Below are 13,761 nucleotides of genomic sequence, written 5' to 3' on the forward strand. Positions count from 1 at the left end.
GATGTCCGGAGCCCTCCTTCGAGGCCCACTGCGTGGGCACCTCAGGATGAGGTCGAGGGTGGGACAGGGCGGGATTCCGAGGGCCATGGGCTCAATTCCCCTCGAAGACCGGCTTGGACTTGCCGGCGAAGGCCTCGAAGGCACGGCGGAAATCCTGGGTCTTCATGCAGAGCGCCTGGGCCATCGCCTCGGCGTCGATGGCGGCATCCACCCCCATCGCCCATTCCATGTGCAGCATCCGCTTGGTCAGGCCGTTGGCGTAGGCCGGGCCCTGCGTGAGTGCGCGGGCGGTCTCGCGGGCCGCCGCCAGCGCTTCGCCCGCCGGGACCAGGCGGTTGAAGAAGCCCCAGCGCTCGCCTTCCTCGGCGCTCATGAAGCGGCCGGTATAGAGAAGCTCCGAGGCCCGGCCCTGGCCGATGATCCGGGGCAGGATCGCGCAGGCGCCCATGTCGCAGCCGGCCAAGCCCACCTTGTTGAACAGGAACGCCACCTTGGCGCCGGCCGCGGCCACCCGCAGGTCGGAGGCCATGGCGATGATCGCGCCGGCTCCCGCGCAGACGCCCTCGACCGCCGCCACGACCGGCTGCGGGCAGGCGCGCATCTCCTTGACGAGGTCGCCGGTCATCGTCGTGAAGGCGTGGAGGTCGGCCGCGCCCATGGCGGTCAGCGGCTCGATGATCTCGAACACGTCGCCGCCGCTCGAAAAGTTGCCGCCGGCCCCGGTGATCACCACCGCCGTCACGCTCTCCTCGAAGCGCAGGGCCCGGAAGGTGTCGCGCAGTTCGGCGTAGCTCTCGAAGGTGAGCGGGTTCTTCTTCTCTGGCCGGTTGAGCGTCACGGTCGCGATGCCGCCCTCGATCGCGAAGCCGAAATGCTGCGGCGTGAAGGTGTCGAGCGGGGCCGCGATGGCGTTCTGGCGCCTCATGGTGCCTCCCTGGCGTTTTTGTCTGGGTTTCGTAGGAGTGCCCCCCGGCCGCACCGAGGCCTTGAGGGCGGAGAGCTGGGTCGACAGGGCGTCCTGCTCGGTCGGATCGAGGGCGCCGACGAGCTCGGCGATCCAGTCGGCATGGGCCCGGGCCATCTCGGCGAAGACCGCGCGGCCTTGGCGCGTGAGCCGCACCTGCACCGCGCGGCGGTCGGCCTCGGAGACCTGGCGGTCGATCAGCTCCTCCTGCGCCAGCCGCTCGACGAGGCCGGTGACGTTGCCGTTCGACACCATCATCCGGCGCGACAATTCCCCGAGCTGGAGCCCGTCCGGCGCGCGCTCCAGCTGCGCCATCATGTCGAAGCGGGGCAGGGTGGTGTCGAACCGGTCGCGCAGGCGGCGGCGGATCTCCGCCTCGATGGTGTTGGCGGTGGTGAGCAGGCGCAGCCACAGCCGCAACTCGGTGCGGTGGGTCGGAAGCTCCGAGGGGATGTCGAGGGGGGCGTTCACAGCTCGCCTCCCGCCACCGCGATGGCCTGGCCGGTCACGGCCCCGGCGCTCGGGCCCGCAAGCCACATCACGGCATCGGCCACTTCCTCCGGGCGGATCAGTCGTCCCATCGGGTTGTGGCGGGTGAACTCGGTCAGGAGGTCGTCGCGGGTGCGACCGGTCTTCGTCTCCAGCCCGTCGATGGCCGTGCCGACGAGGTCGGTATCGGTGAAGCCGGGGCAGACCGCGTTGACGGTGATGCCGGTGGCGGCGAGTTCCAGCGCCAGCGCCCGGGTGAGGCCCACCACCGCGTGCTTGGCGGCGCAATAGGCCCCCACATAGGCGTAGCCCTTGAGGCCCGCCGTGGAGGCGACCGAGACGATCCGCCCCCCGCCTTGCGCCTTCATGCCCGGCACCACCGCCCGGGCGGCGACCAGCACCGGTTCGAGGTTGAGCGCCATCATCCGGCGCAGGGTGTCGACGTCGCTGCGGGCGAGCGGTGCGGTCTCGGCGCCGCCGGCATTGTTGACCAGCACCGCGACCGGGCCGGCCTGCTCGGCGGCCTGCGCCAGGGCGCGCTCCAGGGCCGCCGCGTCGGTGACGTCGGCCGCGACGGCCTGGGCGGCGCCGAGTTCGGCCTTGGCCCGCTCGGCGCTCGAAGGCGTGCGGCCGAGCACCGTCACCCGCTCCCCCGCCGCCACGAACCCGGCCGCGATCGCCCGCCCGATGCCGCGGGTGGCGCCGGTGACCAGGATGTGGCGGGGAGAGAGGTGGGTCATGGATATTTCAACCTTAAAGGATTTGGGCGTGGGTCGTTCTCGTAGAGCACTTTCCCCTCCCCCCTGTGGGGAGGGGCTAGGGGTGGGGGTGGCGCCGGATTGACCGCGCGCTCTACGCGGCACCACCCCCACGTGGGATCTTCGATCCCCATGACCCCTCCCCACAGGGGGGAGGGGAAGGAGCTACACCGCCACCCGGAGCGGGCTCACGTTCCCCGCCACCGCGAAGCCGGCCTTGCCGGCATAGCCGCCGACGATCGCCTGCCTCTCGGCGTGGCTCAGCACGTCCTCGATCCGGGAAAACCCCGCCGGCGCCCGCTTCTCGACCTCGTCGATCACCCGCTCCGGCCCGCCCTTGCGGTTGAGCATCACGATCTCGGCGGTCTTCGGCCGGCGCTCGGCCTCGTAAGACGAGAGCGCCTGCATCGGATGCTCGGACCGGGCGAGCGCATCGCCGAGCGCCCGGGCGTCGAGGATCGCCTGCGAGGCGCCGTTGGAGCCGACCGGGTACATCGGATGGGCGGCGTCGCCGAGCAGCGTCACCCGGCCGTGGGTCCAGCGCGGCAGCGGATCGCGGTCGCACATCGGGTATTCGAAGATCTGCGGCGTCGCCTCGACGAGGGCGGCGAGGTCGAAATCCGGCAGGGCGAAGCGACGGGCGTAAGGCAGCACCTGCGAGCGGTGGGCGGGGCGCGACCAGCTCTCCTTGGGCGGCGGCGAGACTCGTCCATCCGCCATCTTCACGAACACCACCCAGTTCATCAGCTGGCGCCCGCCCTCGGCCTCGGCGATCGGGTAGAGGACGCATTTCGCCCCCATGCCGCCGCCGATCGCCATGGTGCGACCGTCGCCCCAAGGCTCCCATTCGGTGGCGCCGCGCCACATCAGCACCCCGTCCCAGCGCGGGGGGCCCTCGTCGGGGAAGAATTTCTTCCGTACCACCGAGTGGATGCCGTCGCAGGCGATCAGCACGTCGCCCCGCAGGGTGCGGCCAGCATCGCCTTTCAGCGAATCGGTGAAGTGCGCGGTGACCCCGCCCTCGTCCTGCAGGAAGCCGGAGAGCGCCAGGCCGGTCTTCACCGCATCGGGACCCAGCCGCTCGCGCACCGCGTCATACAGAACCGCCTGCAAGCGCCCGCGATGGATCGAGAATTGCGGCACCGGATGGCCCGCATCGATCCCGCGCGGCTCGCGCCAGACCTCCTGGCCCTGGCGGTTGTAGTAGGCCAGTTCCTTCGTGCGGATCGCCACCCGGTCGAGGGCCGGCAGCAGGTCGAGCTCGGCGAGTTCCCGGATCGCGTGCGGCAGGGTGTTGATGCCGACCCCGACCTCGCGCACCTCGGAGGCCTGCTCGACGATCGTGGCGCGGATGCCGCGCCGGTGGAGCATCAGGGCGGTGGCGAGGCCACCGATCCCGGCGCCGACGATGATGACGCGCATGGCCTCACTCCGCATCCGGGGGCGGCAGGAAATCGACCTCGTGCTTGGCCGAGATCGCCACCACGTCGGCCGGATTCGCCTGGGGGCCGAGATTGTGCAGGGCCCAGAACAGGTCGTAGAGGCGGCGGGCCGGCGAGACCCAGAACACGCACTTCACGTCGGCGTCCGAGCGGTTGAACAGCCCGTGCGGCTGGCCCCGCGGCAGCCGGATCGTATCGCCCGGCTCGGCCACGCTCTCCTGCCCGTCGAGCACGGCGGTCAGGCGCCCTTGCAGGATGTAGAGGAACTCGTCCTGAGTCGGGTGGATGTGCGGCGGCACGAAGGTGCCCGGCGGAAAGGTCGCGTGCCAGGACAGCGAGCTCTCGGAATGCTGCTTGGGCACGTAGATCTGCCCGAGGATGTTCCAGCGGACGCCCTCGATGCCTTCACCGGCGCGGGTGATGCCTGCGGTCATGGGGGTCATGGGCCTACTCCGTCGACAGATGTTTCACACATGAAGGAACCGGTCCTTCACCTCCGGCGCCTCGCGGAGCGCCGCACTCGTGCCGGTCCAGACCACGCGGCCCTTCTCGATCACCACGTGGCGGTCGGCGAAGCGGGCCAGCGCATCGACGTTCTTGTCGATCACCAGGATCGCCTCGCCCTCGTCCTTGATCGCCCGCAGGCAGGCCCAGATCTCCTCGCGGATCAGCGGCGCCAGCCCCTCGGTCGCCTCGTCGAGGACGACGAGGCGCGGGTTGGTCATCAGCGCCCGGCCGATCGCCAGCATCTGCTGCTCGCCGCCCGAGAGCTGGTCGCCGCCGTTGCGCCGCCGCTCCTTCAGGCGCGGGAACAGGCGGTAGACCGCCTCGAGGCTCCACTTGGCGCCCCGCCCGCCGCGATGGGTCGCGACCAGGTTCTCCTCGACCGAGAGGGTCGGGAAGACCTGGCGCCCCTCCGGCACCAGCCCGAGGCCCCGTCTCGCAACAAGGTGGGACGGGCGCCCGGCCATGTCCTCGCCGTCGATCAGGATGCGGCCGGCCCGGGGCTTCAGGAGCCCGAAGATCGATTTGACCGTGGTGGTCTTGCCCATGCCGTTGCGGCCGAGCAACGTCACCACCTCACCCTTCGCCACCGACAGGTCGATGCCGAACAGGATGCGGGAATCGCCGTAGGCGCTCTCCAGTCCCTCGACGGTGAGCATCAGGCCGCCTCCTCCTCGCCGAGATAGGCGGCGCGCACCGCCGGATCGGTGCGGACCGCCTCGGGCGCGCCGCTGGCGATGACGCGGCCATAGACCAGCACGCTCATCCGGTCGGCGAGCGCGAACACCGCGTCCATGTCGTGCTCGATCAGCACGATGGTGTGGGTGGATTTCAGCTCGCGCATCAGCCCGACCAGGATCGCCGATTCCTCCGGGCCGGTGCCGGCGAGCGGCTCGTCGAGGAGGAGCAGGCGGGCCTTCGTCGCGAGCGCCACCGCCAGTTCGAGCTGGCGCTTCTCGCCATGCGACAGGCTGCCGGCCCGGCGCGAGGCGCGGTCGGCGAGGCCGACGCGGCCGAGCGCGGCAAGCGCCTCGGCGTTGAGCGCGGTTTCGCTCGCCGCGGGGCGGAAGAGGCGGAAGCTCGAGCCGGAGCGGGCCTGGACCGCGAGCGCCACGTTCTCCAGCACCGAGAACCCGTCGAGGATCGAGGTGATCTGGAACGAGCGGGCGAGGCCCCGCCGCACCCGCGCCGTCATCGGCAGCGCCGTCACGTCCTCGCCGGCGAGATGCACGGTGCCGGAATCGCTGGCAAGGCTGCCCGACAGCTGGTGGATCAGCGTGGTCTTGCCGGCGCCGTTCGGGCCGATGATGGCGTGCAATTCGCCCGCCGCGACGTCGAGGCTGACGCCGTCGGTCACCCTCAGGGCACCGTAGGATTTCCGGAGGTTCCGGACGGAGAGAAGCGGGGTCACGCGCGCCTCCCGAGCTTCGCCGCGAGCCCGGCGAGGCCGCCGCGGGACAGCAGCACCACCGCGACCAGCATCAGCCCGAGGCCGAGGCGCCAATGGTCGGAGTAATGCGCCAGCACCTCTTCCAGCGCGATCAGGGCGGCCGCCCCGACGACCGGTCCGATGAGCGTGCCCATGCCGCCGAGCACCACCATGACGATCAATTCGCCCGAGCGCTGCCAGCTCATGTAGGCCGGCGAGACGAACTCGGCCTGGTTGGCCAGCAGCACCCCGGCAAGCCCCGCGACGGCACCGGCGATCACGTAGGCGGTGAGCCGGTAGGGCAGGGGCGAGAAGCCGATCGCCTGCATCCGCACGGCGTTGTCGCGGCTGCCGCGCAGCACCCGGCCGAAGCGCGAGGCGACGACGCGGCGCAACGCCAGCAGCGCGACCGCCAGCACAGCCAGCACGAGGTAGAACAGGGCCGGATCGCCCTCGATCAGCCGCATCCCGAACAGGGTCGAGCGGCCCGAGAGCGGCAAGCCGTCGTCGCCGCCGTAGGGCGCGAGCGAGACCATGAAGAAGTACGCCATCTGCCCGAAGGCCAGCGTGATCATGATGAAGTAGACGCCGCGGGTGCGAAGCGAGATCGCCCCGGTGACGAGGGCGAAGAGGGCGCAGACGAGGGCCGCTACCGGCGCCTGGATCGCCAAGTCGCGGATGCCGTGGGCGTCGAGGATGCCGACCGCGTAGGCCCCGAGCCCGATGAAGGCGGCGTGGCCGAACGACACCATCGCGCCGTAGCCGAGGACGAGGTCGAGGGAGAGGGCGGCGAGCCCGAAGATCATCATCCGGGTCGCGGTGACGACCAGGAAGGGCAGGCCGGCGGCCTCCGCCGCGACCGGCAGGGCGGCGAGCGCCGCCAGGACCAGCCCGGCGAGGGCCGTGCCGGAGAAGGCGGCCCGGCGCCGGGGCGGCTCGGCGGTGACGCGGGCGACGAGGGCGGTCATCGGGCCCCCCGCGCCGGAAACAGGCCGGAGGGCCGGAAGAACAGGATGGCCGCCATCAGGATGTAGATCAGCATCGGGGCGAGCGTCCGCCCGGTCTGCGAGGCCGCGGAGGCATCCATGACGCTGCGCAGCAGGATCGGCCCGAAGGTGCGGCCGAGCTGGTCGGCGAGACCGACGAGGAGGCCGGCCACGAAGGCGCCCCGCACCGAGCCGACCCCGCCGATGACGATGACCACGAAGGTGAGGATCAGCACCGAATCGCCCATGCCGGGATCGACCGACAGGATCGGCGCCACCATCGCGCCGGCGAAGCCCGCCAGCATGGCGCCGAGCCCGAACACCACCAGGAACAGCCGGCGGATGTCGATGCCGAGCGCCGCCACCATCGGGCCGTTGCTGGCGCCGGCCCGCAGCCGCATGCCGAGGCGGGTGTGGTTGACGAGGAGGTGGAGGCCGAGCGCGGTGGCGAGGCCGGCGGCGATGATCGCGACCCGGTAGAGCGGGTAATGCAGGGTGCCGACGAGATGGACCGAGCCCGACAGGGCATCCGGCACCGGCACGCTCATCGGGGCAGCGCCCCAGACGATCCGCACGCCCTCGTTGAGGATCAGGATCAGCCCGAAGGTGGCGAGCACCTGGTCGAGGTGGTCGCGCCCGTAGAGGTGGCGCACCACCAGGACTTCGAGGGCGAGGCTGAAGGCGAGCGTCGCCGGCAGCGCCAGCAGCAGCCCGAGGCCGAAGCTGCCGGTGGCGGCGGTGAACGTCGCCGCGAGATAGGCGCCGATCATGTAGAGCGCGCCGTGGGCGAGGTTGATGAGGTCCATCACCCCGAAGATCAGCGTCAGCCCCGCCGCCACCAGGAACAGCAGGATGCCGAGCTGGACGCCGTTCAGCGCCTGGATCAGGAACAGGTTGAGCATCACACGACCCGATCGCGCGGGGTTGGCCCACAGGTGCGTGCCACCCTCCGCGTCATCCCGTAGAGCTGTTCGGGGAACCGGAGGAACGCGGGTTCCCCCTCTCCCCGCGGGCGGGGAGAGGGGGAACCCGCGCTTCTCCGGTTCCCCGGACAGCCTTGCGGAGCCCGGGATCCAGAACCGCTGACGCAGCCAGCACAGGGGGGACGGTTCCGCATCATCCGGCAACCTCGGCGGTTATGGATCCCGGGTTCCGCTTTCGCGGCCCCGGGATGACGTGGAGGGTCAGGCTTCCGTCAGCAGGAAAGTCACTTCATCTTGCACTCGGCCGCATAATTGTCCTGATAATTCGAAAAGATCTTTTCGGCGATCTGGGTCTCATACTTCCCGTCCGCCCGCTTGGCCGCTTTGACGAGGTAGAAATCCTGGATCGGATAGTGGTTGTTGCCGATCTTGAAATTGCCGCGCAGGGAGGTGAACTCGGCGGCCTTGAGGCCGGCGCGGATCGCATCCTTGTCCTTGAGGTCGCCCTTGGCGCGCTTGACCGCGGCGTCGATCATCAGGGCGGCGTCGTAGGCCTGCATGGCGTAGGTGCCCGGCACGCTGCCGTACTTCTTCTCGTAGGCGCCGACGAAGGCCTTGGATTGCGGATTGTCGAGGTCGGGCGCCCAGTTGGCGCCGCCGAAATAGCCCACCGCCGCGTCCTTCTGGGCCGGCAGGGTGCTCTCGTCGACCGTGAAGGCGGAGAGGAACGGGATCGTGCTGAGGCCCGCCTGGCGGTACTGGCGCACCAGGTTGACGCCCATGCCGCCGGGCATGAAGGCGAAGACCGCGTCGGGCTGAGCCGCCGAGATCTGGGCCAGTTCCGCCGAGAAGTCGAGCTGTCCGAGCGGGGTGAACATCTCGTTCACCACCTCGCCCTTGTACGAATGCTTGAAGCCGGCGAGCGAATCCTTGCCCGCCTGGTAGTTCGGCGCCAGCAGGACGAGGCGCTTGTAGCCCTTGTTCTGCGCGTACTTGCCCAGCACCTCGTGCACCTGGTCGTTCTGGTAGGAGGAGACGAACAGGTTCGGGTTGCACTCCGCCCCGGCATAGTTCGACGTGCCGGCATTGGGCGAGATCAGGAAGGCGCCACTGTCGGTCACCGGGCGCACCACCGCGCGCAGCACGTTGGAGAAGGTCGGCCCGACCACGAAATCGACCTTGTCGCGCTTGACCAGCTCCCGCGCCTTGTTGGTGGCGACGTCCGGCTTCAGCTCGTCGTCGACCGTCACCACCTCGGCGTCGAGCCCGCCGAGCTTCTTGCCCAGGGTGTCGAGGGCCAGCAGGAAGCCGTCGCGGCCCTGCTCGCCGAGCACGGCCGAGGGACCCGACAGGGTGAACATCAGCCCGACCCGGACCTTCTCGCCTCCTTGCGCGGCGGCGGGGCCGGCCAGCAGCGTGGCGCCCAGGAGCGCGGTGCCCAGGAGCGCGGTCGCGAGGCAGCTGGCGTTCCGGATCGGATTCATCCCGTGTGTCCCTTCTCTGTCGAGAGCATCGACGGCACTTGTCCGGTGCGGCGCGGCCGAAGTCGAGTCGGTGCGTCGAGCGAAACCGGCGCTCTTTCGTCGGATCCCGACCCGCCTCGTGAGGAATACTTTACGCATGAAATATCGTCTGGCAACCGCCTCCTGGTGATTTTTCAGCCCTGCCGCAACCTTGTGCAATGCGGCAAGCAGAGTGCTGAAAAACAAGCATTTTCTTGTGTTGCGCCGCAACAATCGAACGGGCGCTCACGATCGCGGCCGGGGATGGCGGCGCGCCTTCCCGGGCGGTGGCGCCCTCCGCCGCCGCACCCCCTTGCGTCCGGATATTTCAAGTATAAAGTTTCTCGATCGGCGAATCCGGCATCACGAGAAGGAGCCCTCCATGCGCGTCACGGTGATCGGCGGCGGACCCGGCGGGCTCTATTGCGCGCTCCTGACCAAGAAGCGGCGGCCCGGCTGGCAGGTCGAGGTCTACGAGCAGAACCGGGCCGACGACACGTTCGGCTTCGGCGTGGTCTTCTCCGACGAGACCCTGCACGAGTTCCTGTCGCGCGATCCCCGCTCCTTCGCCCGCATCCGCGACGCGTTCTCGTACTGGGACGACGTCGCGATCCACAAGGACGGCCGCGTCATGCGCTGCGGCGGCAACGGCTTCGCCGGGGTCAGCCGGATGCGGCTGCTCCGGATCCTGCAGGAGCGCTGCCGCGAGGAGGGCGTGGAACTCCATTTCGGCGAGAGCGTCCCGCCCGACCAGCTCACGGACCGCTTCCCCGATTCCGACGTCATCGTCGCCTGCGACGGCATCAACTCGCGCATCCGCGAGCACTTTCGCGATGCGTTCAGGCCCGAGGTCGAGATCAAGTCGAACCGCTTCTGCTGGATGGGCTCGACCCGGCCGATGGACGAGTTCAACTATTTCTTCCGCGAGACGCCGCACGGCATCGTCTGCGCCCATACCTACCAGTACGAGCCGGGCCGCTCGACCTGGGTGTTCGAGATGGACGAGGCCTGTTGGCAGGGCCACGGCTTCACCGAGGCCGACGAGGAGGGCGCGCGCCGGGTCCTCGAGGCGATGTACGCCGAGGAATTGCAGGGCCACGGCCTGCTCCTCAACCGTTCCACCTGGCGCCGCTTCCCGCGGATCTTCTGCGAGACCTGGTCGCACGGCAACATCGTGCTGCTCGGCGACGCCAAGGCCTCGGCGCATTTCTCGATCGGCTCGGGCACCAAGCTCGCGATGGAATGCGCCATCGCGCTCTCGGATGCCCTGGTGGAGAAGGGCGAGGAGGACGTGCCGGCGGCCTTCGCGGCCTATGACCGGGCACGCCGCACGCCGTGTCAGGTCATCCAGCACAATGCCGACGTGTCGCTCGCCTGGTTCGAGCACATGAACCGCTCCTGGGACATGGATCCCGAGCAGTTCTCCATGGTGGTGATGTGCCGGGCGAAGTCCGTCACCTACGACAACCTGGTGGTGCGCGATCCCGCCTACGTGGCGGCGGTCGACGACGCGTTCTATGCCCGCCTCCAGGCCGAGACCGGCGAGGATTACCGGGAGAGCCGGCCGACGCCGATGTTCACCGGCCTCCGTTTACGCGAGATGCGGATCCCGAACCGGGTCGCGATGGCGCCGATGGCGCAGTACTCGGCCGACGAGGGCGGCAACCTCACCGACTGGCACTTCGTGCACTACACCTCGCACGCGCTCGGCGGCCCCGGCCTGCTCTTCACCGAGATGACCTGCCCGTCGGCGGAGGCCCGCATCACCCCCGGCTGCCCGGGTTTGTGGACCGACGCGCACGAGGCGCAATGGGCCCGCATCGTCGCTTTCGTCCATGCCCATAGCGACACCAAGGTCGTGATGCAGCTCGGCCATGCCGGGCGCAAAGGGTCGACCCAGGTCGGCTGGGAGCGGATGGACCACCCGCTGCCCGCGGGCAACTGGCCGATCGTCTCGGCCTCGGCCCTGCCCTATCTCGACGGCGTGAGCCAGGTGCCGCGGGAACTCGACCGGGCCGGGATGGACCGGGTGCGCGACGACTTCGTCCAGGCGACGCAGCGGGCGGCGCGGGCCGGCTTCGACATGCTGGAGCTGCACTGCGCCCACGGCTACCTGATGGCCTCGTTCCTCTCGCCGCTGACCAACACCCGCACCGACGATTACGGCGGGTCGATCGAGAACCGCCTGCGCTTCCCGCTCGAGGTCTTCTCGGCGATGCGGGCGGCCTGGCCGGCGGAGCGGCCGATGTCGGTGCGCATCTCCGCCACCGACTGGGCCGAGGGCGGCATGAGCGAGGCCGATACGGTCGCGGTCGCCGAGGCCCTGCAGGCGGCGGGTTGCGACCTCGTCGACGTCTCGGCCGGCCAGACCGTCGCCGACCAGCAGCCGGTCTACGGCCGGATGTTCCAGGTCCAGTTCGCGGACGCGATCCGCAACCGTGGCCGCAACCAGGCGCCGATGGCCGTGATGGCGGTGGGCGCGATCACGGAAGCCGGCCAGGTCAACACCATCCTGCATACCCGACGGGCCGACATCGTGGCGCTCGGCCGGCCGCATCTGTGGAACCCGAATTTCTGCCGCCAGGCCTCCGCCTGGTACGATGCCCGTACCCAATCCTGGCCGAAGCCCTACCGCCCGGGCCGCGACCAGGCCCACCGCGAATTGCCGAAGGCCCGCGAGCAGGAGATCGCCCTGCGGCGCAAGGCCCGGCCTCGGCCGCACCAGGTGGGGGCGGAATGACGCAGAAGCGAGAATCCGGGCGGAGCTGCCCCGCGCCGCTCGCGAAGCGGGCATCCCCTGCCCGGACGACCGGCGCCGGTGCTGAAATTTGCGGTGATCTGGCGCTTCGTGCGCCAGAGACTTTTTTCTTCATCAAGGACTAACGAAGCGACTTCTATAGCATAGATGCGCCTCGACACTCGAGGCGGGTCCATCGATGCCGGGCAGTCGCAGGATGAAGTTGTCGATCAAACACGTCCTGATCGGGACGATCATGACGCTGATGCTGTTCAGCGTGGCGCAGGGTGGCAACGGGATCTTGCGGCTGGTGACGCTGCGGGACGATATCGTCGATGTCGCCAAGACCCGGATCCCGGCATCGAACCTGATCAATCAGATCTACGCCGAGACCCAGAGTTACCGCATCCACCTCTACCGCTTCGTGGTGACCTCGACCGACGATGCCGCCTACGACCGCAACGAGCAGGCCCTGACCGACAGCCGCAAGGCCGTCGTCGATCTCCAGGCGCAATACGCGCCGCTGATGTCCGGGCCGGAGGAGCGGACGGCGTTCGGGCGCTTCGTGACCCGGTGGAGCGACTACCTCGAAGGCCAGAAGATGGTGACGGGGGCGATGGCGGCGGGCGACCAGGCCTCGGCGCTCGCCACGCTGACCAGTCCGCAGATGACCGGCGCCAATGCCGAGGCGACCGGCGCCCTGAAGGCGATCGTCGCGATGAATGCCGCCGCCGCCCAGGCGAGCGCCGAACACAGCAGCGCCAGCGCCGATACCGGCATCCTGGCGGCGGGAATCATGACGGCGTTGGCGCTCGCGGCGGCGATCGGCGCAGGCCTCTTCAGCCTCCTCGGCATCGCCCGGCCGATCGCCCGCATGACCGCCGCGATGGGGCGCCTTGCCGGCAACGACCTCGCGGTGGCGATCCCGGGAGCCGGCCGGCGCGACGAGATCGGCGCCATGGCGGCCGCCGTGCAGGTGTTCAAGGACGGGCTGATCCGAGCCCGGGCGCTCGAGGAGGAGACGGTGCTCGCCCGCGCCTCGGCCGAGGAGCAGCGCCGCGCCGGGATGCGCCAGATGGCGGACGCCTTCGAGCGGGCGGTCGGCGGCATCGTCGGCCAGGTCTCGGCCTCGGCCACCGAACTCCAGGCCACTGCCCAGGTCATGACGGCCACCGCGACCCAGACCGCCGCGCAATCGACCGCCGTGGCGGCCGCGGCCGAGGAGGCCTCGTCGAATGTCGGCACCGTCGCGGCGGCGGCCGAGGAGCTGGGTGCCTCGGTGTCTGAGATCGGTCGCCAGGTCGACGGCTCGGCCCGGCTGGCCCAGGCGGCCGTCGCCGAGGCGGGCCAGACCGCACACCAGGTGCGGGCGCTCACGGAAGCGACCGCGCGCATCGGCGACGTGGTCGGGCTGATCTCGTCGATCGCCGCCCAGACCAACCTGCTGGCGCTGAACGCCACCATCGAGGCGGCCCGCGCGGGAGCGGCGGGGAGGGGCTTCGCGGTGGTCGCTGCGGAAGTGAAGGAACTGGCCGGCCAGACGGCACGGGCCACCGAGGAGATCACCGGCCAGATCGCGGCGATCCAGGCTTCCACCGGCCAGGCGGCCGGTGCGATCGGCCAGATCACCACGCGGATCGCGCAGATCAGCGAGGTCGCGACTTCGATCGCGGCGGCGGTGGAGCAGCAGGGGGCGGCGACGCAGGAGATCGTCCGCAACGTCTCCCAGGCGGCCCAGGGCACCGGCGAGGTGACGGGCAACATCTCTGGAGTGGCGGGGGCTGCGGAAGAGACGGGCGCGGCGGCGAGCCAGGTGCTGGGGGCGGCGAGCGAACTGTCGCGCCAGTCCGAGCATCTTGCGGCCGAGGTGCATCGCTTCCTCGATACGGTGCGGGCGGCCTGAAGCTTTCTCGCGGGCGCGGCCGGGTCCGTCCGCGGGAATGCGGAGGCGCAGGTGTTCTCCTCTCCCCGCGGGTGGGGAGAGGCCTGAGCTCCGAAGGGGCTTAGGGAGCCCGCATGGCGGGGGT

11 protein-coding genes and 1 pseudogene are annotated in these 13,761 nt (G+C 70.2%); 2 read left to right on the forward strand and 10 right to left on the reverse strand.

Translation table 11 applies throughout. The features are described 5' to 3' along the window. Nucleotides 1-91: 91 nt before the first annotated feature. The 10 genes and pseudogenes from HBB12_RS04300 to HBB12_RS04345 form a co-directional block, all read right to left on the reverse strand. Nucleotides 92-925 carry an enoyl-CoA hydratase family protein gene (locus HBB12_RS04300; protein WP_236992658.1) on the reverse strand — a complete coding sequence of 278 codons (834 nt, stop codon included), beginning with the start codon at nt 923-925 and terminating at the stop codon, nt 92-94. 210 nt (nt 926-1,135) lie between these two features. Next, nucleotides 1,136-1,501, reverse strand: a pseudogene (locus tag HBB12_RS04305) (MarR family transcriptional regulator); the annotation flags it as partial. Continuing rightward, nucleotides 1,432-2,193 (reverse strand): SDR family NAD(P)-dependent oxidoreductase, encoded by a 762-nt coding sequence (locus HBB12_RS04310; protein ID WP_236988224.1) that lies wholly within the window; start codon nt 2,191-2,193, stop codon nt 1,432-1,434. The gene HBB12_RS04310 and the pseudogene HBB12_RS04305, both read right to left, overlap by 70 nt. Before the next feature lie 183 nt (nt 2,194-2,376). After that, entirely contained in the window at nt 2,377-3,633 is a 1,257-nt protein-coding gene (locus tag HBB12_RS04315; protein ID WP_236988225.1) for a flavin-dependent oxidoreductase, read from the reverse strand. A 4-nt stretch (nt 3,634-3,637) separates the two neighbouring features. After that, the gene (locus HBB12_RS04320) at nt 3,638-4,096 is read right to left on the reverse strand and encodes a cupin domain-containing protein (RefSeq protein WP_091888912.1); all 459 of its coding nucleotides are present in this window, start codon (nt 4,094-4,096) and stop codon (nt 3,638-3,640) included. A 24-nt stretch (nt 4,097-4,120) separates the two neighbouring features. Continuing rightward, nucleotides 4,121-4,816 (reverse strand): ABC transporter ATP-binding protein, encoded by a 696-nt coding sequence (locus tag HBB12_RS04325; protein WP_236988226.1) that lies wholly within the window; start codon nt 4,814-4,816, stop codon nt 4,121-4,123. Continuing rightward, complete coding sequence (locus tag HBB12_RS04330; protein WP_236988227.1) at nt 4,816-5,568, reverse strand: ABC transporter ATP-binding protein; 753 nt, start codon at nt 5,566-5,568, stop codon at nt 4,816-4,818. The genes HBB12_RS04325 and HBB12_RS04330 overlap by 1 nt, the downstream gene beginning before the upstream one ends. Further along, the gene (locus HBB12_RS04335) at nt 5,565-6,554 is read right to left on the reverse strand and encodes a branched-chain amino acid ABC transporter permease (protein ID WP_236988228.1); all 990 of its coding nucleotides are present in this window, start codon (nt 6,552-6,554) and stop codon (nt 5,565-5,567) included. The genes HBB12_RS04330 and HBB12_RS04335 overlap by 4 nt, the downstream gene beginning before the upstream one ends. Continuing rightward, a complete protein-coding gene (locus HBB12_RS04340) occupies nt 6,551-7,474 on the reverse strand; it encodes a branched-chain amino acid ABC transporter permease (protein WP_236988229.1) in 924 nt (307 codons plus the stop codon). Before HBB12_RS04340 ends, HBB12_RS04335 begins: the two co-directional genes overlap by 4 nt. 305 nt (nt 7,475-7,779) lie before the next feature. Further along, entirely contained in the window at nt 7,780-8,979 is a 1,200-nt protein-coding gene (locus tag HBB12_RS04345) for an ABC transporter substrate-binding protein (RefSeq protein ID WP_236988230.1), read from the reverse strand. Between the two features lie 400 nt (nt 8,980-9,379). Between HBB12_RS04345 and HBB12_RS04350 the strand changes: the two genes are divergently transcribed. Both HBB12_RS04350 and HBB12_RS04355 read left to right on the forward strand, forming a co-directional pair. Continuing rightward, entirely contained in the window at nt 9,380-11,737 is a 2,358-nt protein-coding gene (locus tag HBB12_RS04350; protein ID WP_236988231.1) for an oxidoreductase, read from the forward strand. 214 nt (nt 11,738-11,951) lie between these two features. Beyond that, nucleotides 11,952-13,637 carry a methyl-accepting chemotaxis protein gene (locus tag HBB12_RS04355; RefSeq protein WP_236988232.1) on the forward strand — a complete coding sequence of 562 codons (1,686 nt, stop codon included), beginning with the start codon at nt 11,952-11,954 and terminating at the stop codon, nt 13,635-13,637. Nucleotides 13,638-13,761 lie beyond the last annotated feature (124 nt).

The sequence above is a fragment of the Methylobacterium sp. SyP6R genome, from assembly GCF_019216885.1.
In the GTDB taxonomy this organism is placed as follows: Bacteria; Pseudomonadota; Alphaproteobacteria; order Rhizobiales; family Beijerinckiaceae; genus Methylobacterium.